Here is a 19,058-nt window from a genome sequence, read left to right on the forward strand (position 1 = left end):
AATAAAATTTAATCGCAAAACGTCAACAAGCTCTAGTCCCTGTCAACGTAAGTCGCACTTATTCCCAGTTCACTCTTTTACTTATCATCACACGCAAATTTGCGTTCAGTCACAAAGCCATAAACTTAATGTAAATGATATTGGTTATCATTTGGATTTAAGGTTGTTTTAATGTAGATTGTCGGCATTTCAAGCTAACACCGTTTATCAATGAGTGCTGTCGAGGTTTTAATGGAATGCAGGGCGTTTAAGAAAAGTGCAATTGCAGTAATGGTTTCGAGTTTAGTGATGTCATCAGCTTACGCTGCTGTGGACGCAGAATCTTCTGAACCGATTGAAAAGATAACTGTTTATGGTGAAAAGATTGAGCGTAGTCTTAAGGATACAACCTCTTCTATTTCGGTGATCGACAAGGAAGCGCTCGACAGCGGTCAATATCAATCCACCTCGAGTGCTTTATCTGAAGTACCTAACGTGGTGGTGCTATCGGGTTCTGTGCCGGATATCCGTGGGGTTTCAGGTAACGGCTCAGCCTCTGGATTTAACTCTTTTACCGGAGGCGCTCGGGCGCGGGTATCCACCTTAGTCGATGGGGTTGCTGAGCCTTTTGTTGCCGATCTTACTGGTGATACTGGTCTGTGGGATATCCAACAAATTGAGGTGTACCGCGGCCCACAATCGACGATTAACGGCCGTAACAGCATTGGCGGCACAGTGTTTATTAAAACCGAAGACCCGACCTTCGATTGGCAAGGCGCGGCTCGTGTCGGTTATCGTAATCAAGATAACTTTATCGACAGTGCTGTGATGCTCTCAGGCCCGATCCTCGATGATGAGTTGGCATTTAGGGTGAGCGGACAAAATGTGACAGGGAATACCTTCAATAAAGGCTTGGAATACGAGACTAATCCCGCCACTTTTGATCAAAATGAACTGATCACCAATCGCTGGCGCGGTAAATTCCTGTGGCAGCCGAGTGCGATTGAAGATCTCAAAGTGCTCTACAGCTTTTCATACAATGATGAGAAAGGTGACTCCGGGCGTAACTATTTTACCGGTGATGATCCTTGGGCGTTTAAGCCTATTTTCCAGCGATATATCGAGACTAAATCCACGACTCACTCAGTGAAAGTTGATTATGACCTCGGTGAAGGGCGCGCCTTAGATCTCATCGTGGCTTATATGGATTATGACTGGGGTTTTGAATCCTATGAACCCCTTGTCACGGCGCAGCAATATGTCGATATGAGCGACCAGAGTTACACTGTCGATGGTAAATACAGCTTTGGCCTTAAAGATAAAGACTTCAACGGCTTTGTGGGTTTAGCCTATTTTAAACGCAGCCAAGATTTTGGCAGTACTGGCAGTTCCGTTTACAGTGGTGATGACAGCACTGAGTCCACCTCCATTTACGGTGAAATAACCTATGGGCTTGCCGAGTCACTCTGGGTTACTGTCGGCGGCCGCGTGATGCGTGACGAGCAATTACGTAACTTCAATATGCTCTATAAGGGCAGCCAATTGCAGGAAAAACTCGACGATGCCAATACTGTCACCCTGCCCAAGCTCGTGTTGCAATATGCGCTGAATGACAGCACGACCTTGGCGGCCAGTGTTCGCCGGGGTTATAACTCGGGCGGCGGTGCGCTGTCGCTAGCCGAAAGTGAGTATTACTATTACGACGAAGAGTACGTCAATACCTATGAACTCAGCAGTCGCAGCTCATTTGCCAATGGCGATGTTAACTTGAGTGCCAACCTCTTCTACAACGATTTTGATGGTTATCAAGCGTCTAATAGCGCCCGCAAAATTACCAATATCGATAAAGCGGTCAGCTACGGTATTGAGGCTGAATTTAGCGCCATGTTAACCGAAAACCTGCAATTTATTTCGGGCGTAGGTTTGCTCGATAGTGAGATCAAACAAGCGGATCCTAGCTATGGTGACATTATCGGCAATCAGCTGAACTCGGCGCCGCACGTGACCGCCAATGCGGGCTTAAAATATTGGTTGGGCGATGCGTTTTCTTTCGGTTTTTCAGGCAACTATGTGGGTGAGTATTTTGCGGATATCAATAATACCGAATCACGGGTGGCTGGTGACTATGTGGTGGCTCGCTTAAGCCTCGATTATCAAACTGATAGCTGGAGAGTCAGCGGTTTTATAAACAACCTGTTTGATGAGCAAGCATTGACGGTAAATGAACCCGCCAGCCGCAGTTACCCCGATGGTTATGCGGCGATTATCGACCCCAGAAATCTCGGTGTCTCTGTAATGTACCGCTTTTAAGCGCTCGATTTAACGCACTTATTTTACCCATAAAAAAACCTCCACAGCATGCTGTGGAGGTTTTTTATTTTCAGCGACTTTTACTCTTTATATGTCAAAGTGCCGTTGGCTTTGATTTCGTCGTACCACAGGTTGTGGTGTTGAGTTGCCCAGTTTTCATCACAATAACCAGACACCATACACTCCATACCGCCTTCAGACATTACCGTTGCCATGAAGATGTGCACGATAGAGAAAGCACAGATCACTATGGCGCTCACTGAGTGCAGCACGAGTGCGATCAAGCTTAATGTACGGCTTGGCTCGAACAGGTTAGGGAAGAGTAACAACATGCCAGAGGCCGAAATCACTAATCCAAACAGGGCAAAGGCCCAGAACCACATTTTCTCACCGGCGTTGGCAAAACCTGCGTCTGGGTGCTTACCTTTAAACGGGCCAAAGTTAATGTAACCGCCCACGACTAAGAACCACTTTACGTCGTACATTTTTGGCAGCTGGTTTTTCGCCCAGAGGGTGGTCATTAATGCCCAACCTATCATGAAGGGAATCGCCATCACGTCATGGATTTGCTTTGCACCGTAGACGGTGGCTTCCCAGATGCCTTCGCCCAACCAAGGTTGGAAGAAGAAGCGACCTGCCAGCAAGGTTAAGCCCGTTAAAATCAACAGTAAGCACGGGATCGCGCCTAGCCAGTGGATTGAAACATCAAACTTAGACCAGCGATGCACTAACTTGCCTGAAAAACCATGGTGCAGCTTAGAGATGCCATTCACCTTGATAAATAAGACAAAGATAATAATCATGCCGAATAGTGCTGCCATTAAGGCCGGCGCTAACCAGTCGCTACGTAGCTCTAATACCCGTAGATCATAGGTATTGATGGGTTGAGCATGAAACTCACTTTGGGAGGTAGTGTATCCCGTGGCACCATCCTTCAGTTGTGCCCAAATTTGGGCATCAGACTGTTGAACTTGATTCGCCAGTTCATCACCACCATTGGCTATACACACGGCACTAAATAGCAGTGCTATGGCTAAACCTATGTGTTTGAACCATTTGTTCATCATACATCCTCTCTCACTTAGTCGCGCCCGCCTTAGCAGGCGCTAAGCTAAGCCTGTGGACAGATCCTGTTGACTTGAATTAATTCCAAGCCGCGTTTTTAGCACCACGGTAAGCCACACGTTCACGGAAGATGTTTGAAACAATTTCAGCATCACCCGCTAACAGGGCCTTAGTGGCACACAGTTCTGCACACATAGGCAGTTTGCCTTCGGCAATACGGTTTGAACCGTATTTTTGGCGCTCTGCCTCTGAGTGGTTTTCTTCTGGGCCGCCAGCGCAGAAGGTACATTTATCCATCTTGCCACGGCTACCAAAGGCACCTTTTTTCGGGAACTGTGGTGCGCCAAACGGACAGGCGTACAAGCAGTAACCGCAACCAATACAGGCATCTTTGTTGTGTAGCACTATGCCGTCGTCGGTTCTGTAGAAGCAATTTGCTGGGCAAACTGCCATACAAGGTGCATCGCTGCAATGCATACAGGCGACAGAAATAGAGGCTTCTCCACGTTGACCATCGTTAATGGTCACTACGCGTCGGCGTTGGATCCCCCACTCGAGAGCGGAGTCGTTTTCGTTTTTACAGGCAGTGACACAACCGTTACATTCGATGCAGCGCTTGGTATCACACAAAAATTTCATTGTAGCCATAATGGCAATTCTCCTAGCTTAAGCTGCACTTACGCTTTAACGATCTGACACAGTGATGCCTTGGTTTCCTGCATTTGCGTCACAGGGTCATAACCATAGGTCAGCGCAGTGTTAGCGGATTCACCGATAACGTAAGGTACTGTGCCCTCTGGATAATTAGGCGCTAAACTTTCACCGTGCATCACACCCGCAAAGTGATATGGCATAAAGGTCACGCCAGGTTTAACGCGTGGCGTCACCATAGCTTGTACCTTAATGCGGCCACCTTCGGCGCCTTCTAACCACACGAAATCACCGTTACGAATACCGCGATCAGCAGCATCGGCAGGGCTTATCTCAACAAACATTTCCTGTTGAAGTTCAGCTAGCCAAGGGTTACAACGAGATTCTTCACCACCCCCTTCGTATTCAACCAGACGGCCAGAGGTCAGTACCAGTGGGTACTTGCCGCTCATGTCTTTGTCTTGGATTGACTTATACAGAGTTGGCAGACGGTGCACTTGCATGTCGGCATAGGTTGGGTATTTGGCTACTAAGTCACGGCGTGGCGTGTATAACGGCTCACGGTGAACAGGCGCTTGGTCTGGGAAAGTCCAAACAATACAACGGGCTTTGGCGTTACCAAAGGGAATGCAACCGTGCTTGATCGCCACGCGTACTATGCCGCCTGACAAGTCTGTCTTCCAGTTGCGGCCTTCGGCTTCGGCTTTTTCTGCCGCAGTCAGATCATCCCACCAACCGAGTTGTTTGAGCAGCTTATCGGAGAACTCTGGGTAACCGTCTTGGATTTCAGCACCTTTAGAGAAAGAGCCTTCGGCCAACAGATTTTTGCCATTGTATTCAACACCATAACGGGCGCGGAAGTTACCACCACCGTCTTTAACGTGTTTCGATTGGTTATACAGAATTTGAGTACCAGGGTGTTTCGCTTCTGGCGTGCCCCAACATGGCCAAGGTAAACCGTAGGTTTCGCCTTTCGCTGGGCCGCCTGCGGCTTCCAACGTCTTGTTGCTGAAAGTGCCCCAGTTTTGGGTGTGTAACTTGATACGCTCAGGGCTTTGACCCGTCATACCGATAGTCCACATACCGCGGTTGATTTCACGGGTGATTTCTTCAATCACAGGTAAACCATTTTCAATCGCGATGCGTTTAGTGTACTGCTCGGCAATACCCAGTTTTTGCGCTAAGCGATACATAATTTCGATATCGGTTTTAGATTCAAACAGTGGCTCTATGACTTTTTCGCGCCATTGTTGGCTGCGGCCAGAGTTAGACACTGAGCCTTCAGTTTCAAACTGTGTCGCTGCTGGTAGCAAGTAAACACCATTCTTACGGCGATGCATCACACCTGCCATAGTTGGGAACGGGTCGACAACGACCACAGTGTCCATCTTGTCTAAAGCATCACGTACATCACGTTGACGGGTTTCGGTGTTGACCGATTGTCCCCAGAAAAACGCCATACGGATGTTATCTTGCTGCGCAAGTTTGCCTTTTTCTTCTAACACACCATCGTGCCAGCGAGAGCAAGGGATACCGGGCGTAGTCATAGGTTCACGGCCAAGATAAGTGCCTTGATCGAAACGGCTCTTCATCCATTCCATGTCCAGATCCCACACGTGGGTCCAGTGGGTCCAAGCACCCGTTGTTAAGCCGTAGTAACCCGGTAAGTTATCGAATAACAAACCTAAGTCAGTCGCGCCTTGCACGTTATCGTGACCACGGAAAATGTTAGTACCGCCGCCTGACACACCCATGTTACCTAGCGCTAATTGCAGAATACAGTAAGCGCGAGTGTTGGCGTTACCGACGTGGTGTTGAGTACCACCCATACACCAAATCACAGTACCAGGGCGGTTATCTGCCATGAGTTTCGCGGCTTGATAAACTTCGGCTTCGCTCACGCCTGTGATGTTTTCCACTTCTTTAGGTGGGAACTTTTTCGCTTCGGCGCGAATGGTATCCATCTCAAAAACACGTTGTTGGATAAAAGTTTTATCTTCCCAACCGTTTTCAAAAATGTGCCATAACATACCGTAAATAAAAGGAATATCTGTACCTGGACGCAATGCGCAGTGCAGATCTGAATGCGCCGCAGTACGAGAGAAACGTGGATCAACCACGATTAACTTAGCGTTGTTTCTTTCTTTCGCGATCAGAATATGTTGCATCGCCACTGGGTGGGCTTCTGCAGGGTTGGCACCGATAAAGAAAATCGCATTCGCGTTTTGGATATCGTTAAAGGAGTTAGTTTGCGCACCGTAGCCCCAAGTGTTAGCAACACCGGCTACCGTGGTAGAGTGACAAATACGAGCTGAATGGTCGACGTTGTTTGTGCCCCACATGGCCGCTAGTTTGCGGTACATGTAACAACCTTCGTTTGAGAATTTAGCGCTACCCATGAAGTACACTGAGTCTGGGCCGGATTCTTTCCGAATGTTGAGCATTTGGTCGCCCACTTCGTTAATCGCATCTTCCCAAGAGATTTTTTTCCACTTGCCATCAACCAATTTCATTGGGTATTTCAGGCGTTTTTCACCGTGACCATGTTCACGCAGTGCCGCACCTTTAGCACAGTGACCGCCGGCGTTGAAGGGGTGATCGAATGCAGGCTCTTGACCCGTCCACACGCCATTTTGTACTTCAGCATACAGACCACAACCGACGGCGCAGGCACTACAAATAGTACGTTTGACTTCGATAGGGGCATCATGTGGCACTTCTTTGGCTTCGACGCGACGCATCATGCCTGTGCCCATCAGAGATGCTGCGGCAATACCACCTGTGGCAATACCTGCGTGCTTCATAAATTGACGACGGCTAATGCCTAACGCCGGTTTGTCTGCCACTGGGGCGACACTAGACTTGCGAGTTAACTTCATCGCTGACTTCTCCTAGATTAGCTGCGCAAGCTATTGTAATAGCTGCTGATGTGCGCAGTTTCGTGGTAACCCTTTGACGCTTTGGTGGTTACCTTGCTGCTCTCGCTGGCCTGTGCCACGCTCATGCCGGTTGCGGCAATCGTGGCACCCGCTACGCTGCCGACGGTGAGCGCTTTGAGCAAAGATCGGCGAGATAAATCGCTGGGTTGCTGCTTCATGCTGACTCCTGAAATTAGGGTTTAGTTTTGAGATCGCACGGCTTTTTGTGGGGTTTATCTTGTTATCAAAAAGTGAAGATTAGCGGTGGGAAAGATAATGAAATCATCTTGTTTGCCATCAATCATCGCGCGTGACGGCAATATAGTAGGAAAGGGTTGAGTAGGAATTGATCTAGGACAGTTTGCAGTGTTGAAATCGGCAGCCGTTATCTTAAAGCGTTAACTCGCTCATAGTTTCGAAACTCCCTTGGGAGCAGGGCGCTGGCGGCTTTTTGTATCACGGAGTTTCAGGTGTTAAGTTTTTGTATTATCTAATGAAGTGCAGATAAAAGAACACCCCGCATGGCGGGGTGTTCTAAGGACCTAAAAGCTGCGGTTTAACTTAGTCTTTATACTTTAAGTTGCCGTTGGCTTTGATTTCGTCATACCAGAGATTGTGGTGCTGGATTGCCCAGTTTTCATCACAATAGCCTGACTTCATACACTCCATACCGCCTTCGCTGAGTACGGTCGCCATCCAAATATGCACTATGGTAAAGGCAATCAGGATAATGGCGCTGATAGAGTGGATCAGTAACGCGCCCATGGAGGCTTCGCGCGGCAAGTCTAAGCCAGGTAATACCAACATGATGCCTGAAACACTGATGAATAAACCAAATAACATCAGGGTCCAGAACCACATTTTTTCACCAGCGTTAGCAAAACCACTGTCAGGGTGTTTACCTTTGAATGGGCCAAAGTTGATATAACCACCGACCACTAAAAACCATTTCAAATCATACATCTTGAAGGTTTGTAGTGGCATCCATTTCACCACACAGACAGCCCAAGCCGCGATAAAGATGGGACCTGCCCAATCGTGGATGGTTTTGCTGCCGTAGATCAATGGTGCCCACAGATCAGGCCCTAACATTGGCTGAACAACATGCTTACCTAACATTATGGTTAAACCGGTAAACATCAGTGTCAGGCAGCTACTCGCCATGATCCAGTGGATCCACAGATCCGCCTTTGACCAACGCGCCACTAACTTGCCTGAAAAGCCCTTGCTGAGTTTTGATGGACCATTCACCAGATAAAACAATAAGAAAGCCCCAAACACACCGACAACGGCTAAAGCCATAATCGGGGTTAGATATTGATTTCTCAGTTCTTTACCTTGGTTACCGGCAACGTTAATCAACACCCCAGTTTCGACCCCTTTAGCCGTGGTATAGCCGGCATCGCCTGCTTTTACCGCGCGCCAAAGATCGGCCTCGCTGGTTTGCGCTTTCGCCTGTTGTTGACTCGATTGCTGATCACTTGCGTGTACTGGGCTTGCGCTCATTACTGAACCTAATCCCAATCCCATGACGAGCACCAACAGAGCAAACAGACTGCGCAGTGATTTGTTTAACTGTTTGTTTAACATTTTCACTCCTTGCCAGAGGTTAGGGATGACTCCCTAACCCTCGCTCTGCTTAGTTAATCTCACCTGTCTTGGGGTTGTAACCCCAAATCACGTTAGGATTGCCACGAGAGGCCATACGTTGACGGTAGATATTGGATACCACTTCCGCATCACCCGCGAGCAGGGCTTTTGTCGAACAAAGCTCAGCACACATAGGCAACTTGCCCTCAGCAATACGGTTGGCGCCGTATTTTTTACGCTCGGCTTCGGAGAAGGTTTCTTCTGGGCCACCGGCGCAGAAAGTACACTTGTCCATCTTGCCACGACTACCAAACGCAGTCTTTTTCGGGAATTGCGGTGCACCAAATGGACAAGCATAGAAGCAATAACCACAACCGATACAGGTATCTTTGTTGTGCAGCACTATGCCATCGTCGGTACGGTAGAAACAATCTGCCGGACATACGGCCATGCAGGGAGCGTCAGTACAGTGCATACATGCCACTGAAATCGATGCTTCACCCGGTTGACCATCGTTAATTGTCACCACGCGGCGACGTTGGATTCCCCACTCGAGAGCGGAGTCGTTTTCGTTCTTACATGCAGTGACACAACCGTTACACTCGATGCAGCGCTTGGTGTCACACAGAAATTTCATGACTGCCATAATGGCTTATCTCCTCATCAAGTAGGTTAGGCTTTGCTGATTTGGCATAGGCTGGACTTAGTTTCTTGCATCTGAGTCACAACGTCGTAGCCATAAGTTAAAATGGTGTTTGCCGATTCGCCTATCACGTAAGGCACTGTGCCTTCAGGATAGTTTTTCGCTAGGCTTTCGCCCTCAAACACACCAGCAAAGTGGTATGGCATAAAACATTCACCCGGAACAACCCGTGGTGTCACCATAGCCTTAACCGTGATCTTGGCGCCTTCTGGGCCATGTACAAAGACATTGTCACCGTCACGCACGCCGCGATCCGCAGCATCCGCAGGGTTCATCTCGATGAACATTTCTTGTTGTAGCTCAGCAAGCCAAGGGTTAGAACGGGATTCTTCACCACCGCCTTCGTATTCCACTAGACGACCAGAGGTCAGTGTCAGTGGGAAGCCTTGGGTAAAGTCCTTATCTTGAATTGACTTATACAAGGTCGGCAGACGCGCAACCATACGGTCTTCGTAGGTTGGGTACTTAGCGACTAAGTCACGACGAGGAGTGTAAAGTGGTTCACGATGTTTCGGGATATCATCTGGGAAAGTCCAAACGATACAACGGGCTTTCGCATTACCAAATGGAATACAACCATGCTTGATCGCAACACGTTGGATGCCACCAGAGATATCTGTCTTCCAGTTTTTGCCTTCGGCGCGTTTTTTCTCCGCATCAGTAAGTTCATCCCACCAACCCAATTGCTTGAGCATGTCGGCGGTAAATTCAGGATAACCATCTTGAATTTCACTGCCTTTAGAGAATGAACCTTCGGCGAGAATGTTGACGCCATCGTGCTCTACACCGTAACGGGCACGGAAGTTACCGCCACCGTCTTTTACGTGTTTTGATTGATCGTACAGGATCTGGGTACCAGGATGTTTCATCTCTGGAGTGCCCCAACATGGCCAAGGTAAGCCATAGGTTTCACCCTTAGCTGGGCCGCCGGGAGCTTGTAAGCTGTTGACGTCGAAAGTACCCCAGTTTTCTTGGTGCATCTTTAAACGCTCAGGACTTTGCCCCGTGTAACCTACAGTCCACATACCGGTATTGAATTCGCGGGTCACATCTTCAATTAAAGGCTCGTCGCCATTCACTTGAATGTGCTTACAGAATTCTTTTTCAACGCCCCATTTTTTGGCGAACTTATACATGATCACATGATCTGGCAGAGATTCGAACAGCGGCTCGATGACCTTAGTGCGCCATTGGATTGAGCGGTTGGTCGCTGAAACTGAACCATAGGTTTCGAACTGGGTCGCCGCAGGCAACAGATATACACCGTCTTTACGTTGGTGCATCACCCCTGCCATGGTTGGGAACGGATCGACCACCACCACAGTATCCATCTTGTTCAATGCTTCACGCACTTCGCGACCACGGGTTTCAGTGTTCACCGATTGTCCCCAGAAGAACGCCAGACGGATATTGTCTTTCTGCGCAATTTTGGTTTTATCTTCTAACACCCCATCGTGCCAGCGAGAGCAAGGAATACCAGTTGAGGTTTGTGGTGTTTGACCTAAGTATTCACCTTGGTCGAAACGACTGGCTACCCATTTTGGATCTAAGTCCCATACATTCGACCAGTGAGCCCAAGCGCCAGAGGTTAAACCGTAGTAACCGGGTAAGTTGTCGAATAACAGACCGAAGTCCGTTGCACCTTGTACGTTATCGTGACCACGGAAGATGTTAGTCCCACCACCAGAAACCCCCATGTTGCCAAGGGCTAACTGTAAAATACAGTATGAACGGGTATTGGCATTACCAACGTGATGCTGAGTACCGCCCATACACCAAACGATAGTGCCGGGTTTGGTTTCGGCCATCATCTTGGCAACGCGGTACATTTGCGCCTTAGGCACGCCTGCAACCAACTCAACTTCTTCTGGAGTGTATTTTTTGGTTTCTTCGCGGATACGTTCCATACCGTATACACGTTGTTTTAAGAAGTCTTTATCTTCCCAGCCGTTTTCAAAAATGTGCCATAACAGGCCATAAATGAAGGGGATATCTGTACCAGGGCGGATATGCACGTACTCGTCAGATTTCGCTGCAGTACGGGTGAAACGAGGATCTACGACGATAATTTTGGCGCCGCGTTCTTTAGCCACCAAAATGTGTTGCATTGCGACTGGGTGGGCTTCACTTGGGTTTGAACCCACAAACATGACGCACTTAGAGTTGCGGATATCGTTTAACGAGTTGGTTTGCGCACCGTAGCCCCAAGTGTTAGCAACACCGGCTACCGTGGTAGAGTGACAAATACGGGCTGAGTGGTCGACGTTGTTCGTGCCCCACAGTGCCGCTAATTTGCGATATAAATAAGCTTGTTCGTTAGAAAACTTGGCGCTACCCATAAAGTAAACGGAATCTGGACCCGACTCTTGACGAATCGCTGCCATCTTGTCGCCGACTTCATTAATCGCTTGATCCCAAGAGATCTTTTTCCACTTGCCGCCTTCTAACTTCATTGGGTATTTCAGGCGTTTTTCACCGTGGCCGTGCTCACGCAGTGCCGCACCTTTCGCGCAGTGTCCGCCTTGGTTAAAGGGATGGTCAAATGCCGGTTCTTGACCTGTCCACACGCCGTTTTGTACTTCTGCATATACACCACAGCCGACGGCGCAGTGAGAACAGATGGTACGTTTAACTTCGGTGGGAACATTGTGGCCTATGTCTTCTTGGGCTTGTGCTTTACGCATCATGCCTGTGCCCAGCATGGACGCCGCAGCGATGCCACCTGTGGCAAGACCTGCCGATTTTAAGAACTGACGACGATTGAGACCCAGTGCTGGCGCTTTAGATTCGACAACCTGGTCTGTTTTGCGGGTTAATCGCATCACACACTCTCCTCTGGTTAGTTGTTCAACGACGCATAATAGTTACGGATATGGTCGGTTTCGCGGTAGTTCTCACTCTTAGGCTCTGTGGTTGCTGCCGTTTTTGTCGAGGCTAACGCCTGACTGCTCACGGTTACCACTGCGCCTGCCGCACTGCCGAGTGCCAATGCTTTGAGCAATTGACGACGGCCCATGTCGGAAGCTGGCTTCTTCATAGTGTCTCCTTGTGTTGCGGGATAAGGTGGCACAAACGGCGACCACCTCGGTTATTGTGAAAGCCTAAGCTTTCGTTATTGTTGCTAAGGTGCGTGTGACTTCACATTCGCTGTTTGAACTCATCTAGCATTGACATCTAGCGCGCACATGTCGCGCTATTATTAAGCTTAGTCTTAGTTCATTAATTCCACTGGTTTTGCTAAATCGCTAGTGGCCGGTTGTAGGTCGGCGCTGCCTGGGCAATTGACGGGAATATCTAAGCTCAATTGTTCAAAGGCACTGGCTTCCATTTCAAAGAAGGCTTTTGCCAGCTGGGCTACAGTTGCGTAAAACGCAGCGCTGGGCGCCTTAGCTAAGTTGTCGCAGAAGCGGCCAATCCAACTGCCGATATGGCGTTGGTAAAAAGCCAGTTGGCGATAGCTCGGCGCTTCTAAAATCAGGGTTCCCATCACTTCACACAGGGCGGCTACATGATCTTCGGGTTCTTTGACATTGTCTTCGCGTTCAAATCCGAGTTGCATCAGGTCTTGGCGCAATAATGCCAGCGGTTTGTCCATTAAGGAGCCAGTCATAAACCAGCTGCCATAGGGCAAGATCTCGCCAGAACCTACACCGAGGAATAGCGCAAAATACTCGTCTTCAAGCTGTTCATCGCTGAACTGCTGGGCGGCAAGTTGGAGTGATAACCAGGCTTTGGTCATCTCGTTGTCTTCATTGGCATCGATTTCAAGATTGGCCAAAAATTGCAGCAGTTCAGGACTCGGCTGACGGCGCAATAGGGCGGCTAACAGTTGATAGATATCGGCTCTCAACTGATCGTTTTCTGAAACTTGTCTTACTGATTCGGTCATAGCGGATCTCTTATCGCAGTTGCTTTTCAGGATCTTGAAGAATGTCTTCAAACATGTCTTTTACCCGGCAGTCGCCACACATTTTCAAGCGCTCAATATTGGCAGAAAATGCGCTGTGCGCGCCGACCATATCCAGCATCCGATGCACCATAGATTGGGTCGCAAAAGGAGAGCCGCAGCGAATACATTCGAAGGGGGCTTCTTCTTTCAGGGTGTGTTGTTGCTGACGAGCAGCTTTATCAAAATTAATTTGTGGCGTTAGGCTAATCACTTTTTCAGGACAGGCCGCTTCACATAAACCGCATTGCACGCAGTTTTGCTCAATAAAGTGTAGTGCAGGTTTGTCGCCGCCATCTTGCAATGCCACGGTTGGACAAATTGCCACGCAGGACATACACATAGTGCACTTTTCAACATTCACGCTGACTTTGCCAAAGGGAATGTTGTTGAGACTAAGGCAAGTATCGATTTCACCCGCTTGGCTATTGAGGTGATCAATCGCTTCAAACAGCGTGTTGCGTTTAGTGGTCGAGGCAAATGCAGCGGGCACGATCACGGGCCAATCTAAGCTGATATCGAGCATCGCATCTAAATCGGCAAGCATGCTTGGGTCGATGAGGCTGATACGTTGCGGCTGACCCATCTCATCTAAAATACTGTTGGCTAACGAAAGTTCGCCTTTAAGCATTTGCGTGAGGGTTGGCGCTGTGGCGTCGGTATTGAGGATCAGCACTTGGCGCGCGCCCCAAGCGAGTACCGACAGCCAATGATCTAAACTGGCAACGGTCATTTCTTCTAGGGCGACGGGGATAACATCACCCGCTAGATCGTCGGTAATAAAGTCGGCGCCGACGGCATTGTCGTGGAACAAAATCACCGGTGCGGTTTGGGCTTGCTCGCGGAAACGACTAACGACTTTGTTCAGATATGAATGTAAGGCCTGCGGCGTCGGTAAATCGTAACTGATGGCACCCGTTGGACAAGCGCTGGTACAACTGCCCGCGCCGTGGCAAAGGTATGGGTCGATTTCAATTTTCTTCGCCACGCTACTAATTGCATCGGCTGGGCAAAAGTTAAGGCAACGATTACAACCATTGATGCCATTGCGGTCATGGGCACAAATATCTGGGTTGATTTTGACGTAGCGAGGCTTGTCGAATTGGCCGACGAGATCGGGAATTTGCGCGAGGGCATCTTCGAGTTTTTCAGCGTCTTGACCGACATAGAAATAACCGGGTGGCAGCATTTCTAAGTTCAAACAAGCTGTGCTGCTCAAATCGAGCACGATATCGAAATGGGGTTTACGAATCGACACTAAACTGAGTTCGGCCGCGCCATCTTGATGTTCAACACTGACTTGGAATTGGCCTAAAAAGCCTTTTACGCCAATGAGTTTGTTGTAGTAACTTTCGACATCGGTTGCCGCCGCCATCACACGCTCAAGGTGCGCTTCATCTTGGCTGGTAATGGCTTCATTGGCTAAAATCACGCGATGGGCCATAGTGGACAATTTGTCCGCGGCAAGGCGAGCCAGATCTTCTGGGCCGATAATGAGGACATTGCCTTCGGTGGTGTAGCTGACGGTTGGCGGGATCAGATTCTGCAACATCTGAGTTTGCGCTAACACCTGTTGCCGCGCTTGTTTTAACGCTTCTTGGGTTTGATTGGTCATCAAATGAGTGCTCACATTGCGTTCCTGAACAGTACTTTGGCTGTTTCTTGTTTTACTGTATCTGGGCAGATTTAGGCGGCTGGTAATAAGTAAGTCATTGCCTTTTCTGCTTTTATCTAAGCTTTTTTATGTCTTAGTACAGCAATTCACATACCAAAGTTACGGACATTAAAATTAGCTAAACTGACGTTAAACAACTCGGGTTTGGGCCTGAGCCGAGGGCTCTGGTGCATTTTGGGGTAGGTCATCAGTCTCCCCATCCAAATTGTCCGCTATCGGCTCTGCTGCCAATTCGGTTTCGACTTCTTCAGTCGTGGTTTCGCTTACATCAAGACTAGCGGATGGATTAGTTTCTGCAGCTTGTTTGGCTAAGGCTGACTCTTCATCCGGCGTTTCACTGTCTTTGGTGATGTAGCGGAAGACTTTTTGCGCTAATTCTGCTGAAACTTCGGCGCTGAGTTTGGGCTGATTACTGTAATCGAGCGCATATTCTAAAAGCCCATCTATCTCGTTGAAATGTGGTTGTTTCCACAGTGCTCGCAGCGCCGCAGATTTCGCCGCCGGATCGACATTCGCGCCCATAAAACTCGCAAAGCTGCCGCCAATTTCAATTTCGTCGGGATTAGGTAAATCCGCCGCCGTGAGCATGCGATTCGGATCGTCATGTTCGGCAGTATTGGACTCTACTGCGGGTTCTGTGGGATTAAGCGACTCAACTGCCACAGTGGCTTCGGTCGCGATCGGCGCTTGAGGCGCGGCTTCTTCTTGAGTTTCTCGCGCTTGCTCAGCGGCAACTTGTTCGCGACGCTGGTTCCAGCGACTCAGTAGCCCAGCCGTTTTTTGCGTGGATTCAGCCATTAGTCCCTCCGAAGTGGATCGTGACTCGGGCCTTGATTCTTACGGCCATCGACATGCTTACGGCGATGGGCGGCGATTTCGACTTCGCCATGCTGGGTGATAAAGGCTTCAATCCAACAAGCGATAGCTTCTGGCATCAATAGGTTGATAACAGGGGTATTGCCCTCAAGGCAACCTGCGGCGACGTTTTGGTCTGCCGACAGTGCTGCGGGTATCCAAGTGCCATCGGCCGTTTCATCGCACACTAAATACAGCATAGCGTTGTCTACATCGAGATTGAGGCGATAGCTGGCGCGTTCGTCTTTGTGCAGTTCGAGGAGCACTAAGGTTGCGTCGTCAGGGGCTTGATGGGTAGCGGGAAGTAGGTGTTCAATTTCCCATTGTACTGAGGTCCAGCGGCCAACTTGTTTCTCTACTTTTTTAAGTGAAACGTACATGGGCCAAACATTCGTTGTATGTTGCATTGTCTCTCCGTCTCAGCCGTGTTGATGGACGAACCGTAGATCGAACGGATCGGTTTTACCAACAAATTGCGATAAAAGGTCACTGCAATATTGGTGCCAGTAAACATGGGGTATTAGTTTGAAGTAGATCATCAAAAACCCTCTAAAAATTGGACATTTTGTCCAATGCTGGTTTTTGTTTGGGACATAAAAGGGCTAATTAAAAATCAGCATTGCGGCAGATCACGCATTTAAACCCGAGTTTTATACCTAGGTATAAATATTGCTATGCTCAGGCCATGACTCGTTAAGCGGTAGCATTATGATTTCGGAAAACAGCATGGGCACAGATAAAGAAGTAGCGGTAGCTAACCCCACTCAGAAGCCTCATCATCAGTGTTCTTTTGTGAGAACCCAAGCGGAAGTACCGTTAACCATTGCCGTAAAAGCAGTGAATGAAGCTGGGGAAGTGCTAGATAAATTTGTCGCCTGCGAACGTCCACTTACCGTTTATTTAAACTGGCGTCCGATAGTGACGCTGATGACCCTAGGGGCAAAACCTGAGTCTCTGGCGTTAGGTTATCTTAAGAACCAAGGCTTTATTTCGGATGTGAGCCTGCTGGACTCTGTCATCGTCGATTGGGATGTGAGTTCTGCGGCTGTGGTTACCCGTGAACAAACCGCCGATCTCGACGAGAAGCTCTCTGAAAAAACCGTGACGTCAGGCTGTGGTCAAGGCACGGTTTATGGCAGCTTTATGCAGGATCTCGATAACATCAATTTACCTACACCGAGTTTGAAGCAAAGCACGCTGTATAGCTTATTGAAAAATATCAACGAATATAACGAAACCTATAAGAATGCTGGCGCTGTGCATGGCTGTGGTTTGTGCGAAGACGATAGGATTATGGCCTTCGTTGAAGATGTCGGCCGCCATAACGCCGTTGATACCTTGGCAGGGGATATGTGGCTGACGCAGGATCGTGGTGATAACAAGATTTTTTATACCACAGGCCGATTAACCTCTGAAATGGTGATTAAAGTCGCCAAGATGGGGATCCCCATTTTGCTATCACGTAGCGGCGTCACTCAGATGGGCTTAGCACTGGCGCAGCAGTTAGGCATTACTATTATCGCCCGCGCTAAAGGTCGACACTTTTTGGTGTATCACGGCAGTGAAAATCTGCAATTTGATGCCAATACGGCTCCTTAGCCCCAAGTGAGCTAAGACAGTAATGCTAAGACTTGCATGCAGTAATAAAGAATAAGACAAGGAAACAAGATGACGTCTGCCAGTGAATTGGTTTACATGAGCGCGAAGCAAGTGGCCGAGTATTTAGATCTTAACGAGAAAAAAGTCTACGCCATGGCCAATGACAGAATTCTCCCCGCCACTAAAATCACCGGTAAATGGCTATTCCCGAAAGTGTTAATCGACCGTTGGGTGATGGATTCGTGTCACAGTGGCATGCTTACCGACCGTTTGTTGATCACCGGTAGTGACGATCCACTCTTATCTATGCTGGTGGCGCGCTTGATGGCACAAGTCGGTAGCCGTGAGTTGATAAGCTACAGCGCGACAGGTTCACGCTTAGGATTAGAGTTACTCGCTAAAGGTTATGCCGATGTGTGTACCTTGCACTGGGGCAGTATGGAGGATCGCAATATCCGTCATCCAGCCTTACTTAAAGGGTATAACAATCATCAACAATGGATCATGGTGCACGGTTACTCCCGTCAACAAGGGTTGATCATGCGTGCCGATATGCACCACAGGTGCCAAGAGGAAGATAAAGTCGTGAACTTACCTTGGCGTTGGGTGAGTCGTCAGGGCGGCGCGGGTAGCCAGCAACATTTAGAACATTGGTTGTTAAAGCAAGGCGCTCGCTTAGATCAGCTAAATGTCGTGCTGACGGCCTATAGTGAACGGGAGCTGGCAGGTTATATCGCCCGTGGTGATGCCGATATAGGTTTTGGCTGTCAATCTGTGGCATTGGAGAGTGGTTTGAGTTTCGTGCCACTGATTAAAGAGTCCTTCGATTTCGTTATGCCGCAAAGCATTTACTTCCGTCGTCAGCTTCAACAACTCTTTACTATGTTGGCGAGCGGCCACTCGAGGCAAATGGCGGCGCTACTGGGTGGCTATGATCTTACCGACTGTGGGCAATTACTCTGGAGTGCGAGCTAATCCGCTCACTCGAAAATAGATGAAGGTGAATAGAGTCGAATGATCTCTGCACTACTTATGACAGTTACTTATGCTGCTACTTATATAGCGAGTTACCAAATAAGGATTAAAGAGATCTCTCCCTGTCCCTGATTAAGTTATTTCGGCTCGAGTAGCCGTTATCCTTATCTAAACTTTATAGAATCTATGCGCAAATCCCTTCGTCTTGATGCCGTAGAACCGCAGAATATGAGAAATAACAGCAGAGAAAATGCCATTTTGTGGATAACTTTGGGGGTAAGTGGTGGGTATGGTGTGGTTAGATTAGATAATTAGAATTAACTGCAAATTTCCTTGAAATAGGGGTTGCACAAAATCTCCTGCTCCCTATAATGCGCATCCACTGACACGGCAGACAGCGAAAGCTAGCTGACGAGTTAGCTTGAATTGAGTCGCTTTTAAGCATTTAATTCAAGCGCAGCAAGAAGTTGAAAAATACTCCTTGACGCGAAACGGGAAATGCGTAGAATACGCAGCCCTAGCCAACTGGAAGCGTTCGGCGCTCAGTGTGGTACTCATCTTCTCTTACGAGGTTGAGTTGCTCTTTAACAAGATAAAACAAGAAATCTGTGTGGACACTCACAGGTGTTGAGTTAATCGAAATTACTTTACTTTCGAGTGAGTAATCAAAGAATTAAATCAATGAATGAGTGTTCATAGCAATATGTACATAATTTTGGTTTCGCTTTCTTCTCTTTATGAAGAGAGGGCGGAAACAAATAACAGAATTCATTGAGCCGAAACCTTAGGGTT

Annotated in this window: 15 protein-coding genes; 3 read left to right on the forward strand and 12 right to left on the reverse strand. The window is 48.5% G+C overall.

The window, feature by feature from the left end; genetic code table 11:
• The first annotated feature begins 231 nt into the window (after nt 1-231).
• A complete protein-coding gene (locus Q4Q52_RS08070) occupies nt 232-2,289 on the forward strand; it encodes a TonB-dependent receptor domain-containing protein (RefSeq protein ID WP_311990313.1) in 2,058 nt (685 codons plus the stop codon).
• A gap of 80 nt (nt 2,290-2,369) precedes the next feature.
• Here the strand turns inward: Q4Q52_RS08070 and Q4Q52_RS08075 are convergent, their stop codons facing one another.
• The 12 genes from Q4Q52_RS08075 to Q4Q52_RS08130 form a co-directional block, all read right to left on the reverse strand.
• Nucleotides 2,370-3,353, reverse strand: a complete 984-nt coding sequence (locus tag Q4Q52_RS08075) for a formate dehydrogenase subunit gamma (RefSeq protein ID WP_311990316.1) — start codon at nt 3,351-3,353, stop codon at nt 2,370-2,372.
• 79 nt (nt 3,354-3,432) lie between these two features.
• Nucleotides 3,433-4,002, reverse strand: a complete 570-nt coding sequence (fdh3B, locus tag Q4Q52_RS08080) for a formate dehydrogenase FDH3 subunit beta (RefSeq protein ID WP_006083570.1) — start codon at nt 4,000-4,002, stop codon at nt 3,433-3,435.
• Between the two features lie 29 nt (nt 4,003-4,031).
• Nucleotides 4,032-6,884: a molybdopterin-dependent oxidoreductase gene (locus Q4Q52_RS08085; RefSeq protein WP_311990314.1), complete on the reverse strand. Its 2,853-nt coding sequence runs from the start codon at nt 6,882-6,884 to the stop codon at nt 4,032-4,034.
• A 17-nt stretch (nt 6,885-6,901) separates the two neighbouring features.
• Entirely contained in the window at nt 6,902-7,102 is a 201-nt protein-coding gene (locus Q4Q52_RS08090) for a twin-arginine translocation signal domain-containing protein (protein ID WP_012090499.1), read from the reverse strand.
• Between the two features lie 382 nt (nt 7,103-7,484).
• A complete protein-coding gene (locus Q4Q52_RS08095) occupies nt 7,485-8,513 on the reverse strand; it encodes a formate dehydrogenase subunit gamma (protein ID WP_012090498.1) in 1,029 nt (342 codons plus the stop codon).
• 49 nt (nt 8,514-8,562) lie between these two features.
• The gene (gene fdh3B / locus Q4Q52_RS08100) at nt 8,563-9,159 is read right to left on the reverse strand and encodes a formate dehydrogenase FDH3 subunit beta (protein ID WP_106649087.1); all 597 of its coding nucleotides are present in this window, start codon (nt 9,157-9,159) and stop codon (nt 8,563-8,565) included.
• 26 nt (nt 9,160-9,185) lie between these two features.
• Nucleotides 9,186-12,038, reverse strand: a complete 2,853-nt coding sequence (locus Q4Q52_RS08105) for a molybdopterin-dependent oxidoreductase (RefSeq protein ID WP_311990317.1) — start codon at nt 12,036-12,038, stop codon at nt 9,186-9,188.
• Nucleotides 12,039-12,055: 17 nt separating this feature from the next.
• Nucleotides 12,056-12,253 (reverse strand): twin-arginine translocation signal domain-containing protein, encoded by a 198-nt coding sequence (locus Q4Q52_RS08110; protein ID WP_006083564.1) that lies wholly within the window; start codon nt 12,251-12,253, stop codon nt 12,056-12,058.
• A 174-nt stretch (nt 12,254-12,427) separates the two neighbouring features.
• Nucleotides 12,428-13,105 carry a molecular chaperone gene (locus Q4Q52_RS08115; protein WP_012090496.1) on the reverse strand — a complete coding sequence of 226 codons (678 nt, stop codon included), beginning with the start codon at nt 13,103-13,105 and terminating at the stop codon, nt 12,428-12,430.
• A gap of 10 nt (nt 13,106-13,115) precedes the next feature.
• Nucleotides 13,116-14,777, reverse strand: a complete 1,662-nt coding sequence (locus Q4Q52_RS08120; RefSeq protein ID WP_311990318.1) for a 4Fe-4S binding protein — start codon at nt 14,775-14,777, stop codon at nt 13,116-13,118.
• A 189-nt stretch (nt 14,778-14,966) separates the two neighbouring features.
• Nucleotides 14,967-15,635, reverse strand: coding sequence for a DUF3306 domain-containing protein (locus Q4Q52_RS08125; RefSeq protein WP_311990315.1), 669 nt, complete (start codon nt 15,633-15,635; stop codon nt 14,967-14,969).
• Entirely contained in the window at nt 15,635-16,099 is a 465-nt protein-coding gene (locus Q4Q52_RS08130; RefSeq protein WP_006083560.1) for a DUF3305 domain-containing protein, read from the reverse strand. Before Q4Q52_RS08130 ends, Q4Q52_RS08125 begins: the two co-directional genes overlap by 1 nt.
• A gap of 319 nt (nt 16,100-16,418) precedes the next feature.
• On the opposite strand from Q4Q52_RS08130, the gene Q4Q52_RS08135 reads away from it, so the two are divergent.
• Both Q4Q52_RS08135 and Q4Q52_RS08140 read left to right on the forward strand, forming a co-directional pair.
• Nucleotides 16,419-17,291 (forward strand): formate dehydrogenase accessory sulfurtransferase FdhD, encoded by an 873-nt coding sequence (locus tag Q4Q52_RS08135; protein ID WP_311898489.1) that lies wholly within the window; start codon nt 16,419-16,421, stop codon nt 17,289-17,291.
• A gap of 69 nt (nt 17,292-17,360) precedes the next feature.
• Nucleotides 17,361-18,266, forward strand: a complete 906-nt coding sequence (locus Q4Q52_RS08140; protein WP_006083558.1) for a helix-turn-helix transcriptional regulator — start codon at nt 17,361-17,363, stop codon at nt 18,264-18,266.
• Nucleotides 18,267-19,058 lie beyond the last annotated feature (792 nt).

It is taken from the genome of Shewanella sp. SP1S2-4 (assembly GCF_031932075.1).
In the GTDB taxonomy this organism is placed as follows: domain Bacteria; phylum Pseudomonadota; class Gammaproteobacteria; order Enterobacterales; family Shewanellaceae; genus Shewanella; species Shewanella baltica.

Coding starts and splice junctions, on each gene's coding strand:
- Q4Q52_RS08070 (WP_311990313.1), top strand. CDS start 232: ATGGAATGCAGGGCGTTTAAGAAAAGTGCAATTGCAGTAATGGTTTCG.
- Q4Q52_RS08075 (WP_311990316.1), bottom strand. CDS start 3,353: ATGAACAAATGGTTCAAACACATAGGTTTAGCCATAGCACTGCTATTT.
- fdh3B (WP_006083570.1), bottom strand. CDS start 4,002: ATGGCTACAATGAAATTTTTGTGTGATACCAAGCGCTGCATCGAATGT.
- Q4Q52_RS08085 (WP_311990314.1), bottom strand. CDS start 6,884: ATGAAGTTAACTCGCAAGTCTAGTGTCGCCCCAGTGGCAGACAAACCG.
- Q4Q52_RS08090 (WP_012090499.1), bottom strand. CDS start 7,102: ATGAAGCAGCAACCCAGCGATTTATCTCGCCGATCTTTGCTCAAAGCG.
- Q4Q52_RS08095 (WP_012090498.1), bottom strand. CDS start 8,513: ATGTTAAACAAACAGTTAAACAAATCACTGCGCAGTCTGTTTGCTCTG.
- fdh3B (WP_106649087.1), bottom strand. CDS start 9,159: ATGGCAGTCATGAAATTTCTGTGTGACACCAAGCGCTGCATCGAGTGT.
- Q4Q52_RS08105 (WP_311990317.1), bottom strand. CDS start 12,038: ATGCGATTAACCCGCAAAACAGACCAGGTTGTCGAATCTAAAGCGCCA.
- Q4Q52_RS08110 (WP_006083564.1), bottom strand. CDS start 12,253: ATGAAGAAGCCAGCTTCCGACATGGGCCGTCGTCAATTGCTCAAAGCA.
- Q4Q52_RS08115 (WP_012090496.1), bottom strand. CDS start 13,105: ATGACCGAATCAGTAAGACAAGTTTCAGAAAACGATCAGTTGAGAGCC.
- Q4Q52_RS08120 (WP_311990318.1), bottom strand. CDS start 14,777: ATGACCAATCAAACCCAAGAAGCGTTAAAACAAGCGCGGCAACAGGTG.
- Q4Q52_RS08125 (WP_311990315.1), bottom strand. CDS start 15,635: ATGGCTGAATCCACGCAAAAAACGGCTGGGCTACTGAGTCGCTGGAAC.
- Q4Q52_RS08130 (WP_006083560.1), bottom strand. CDS start 16,099: ATGCAACATACAACGAATGTTTGGCCCATGTACGTTTCACTTAAAAAA.
- Q4Q52_RS08135 (WP_311898489.1), top strand. CDS start 16,419: ATGGGCACAGATAAAGAAGTAGCGGTAGCTAACCCCACTCAGAAGCCT.
- Q4Q52_RS08140 (WP_006083558.1), top strand. CDS start 17,361: ATGACGTCTGCCAGTGAATTGGTTTACATGAGCGCGAAGCAAGTGGCC.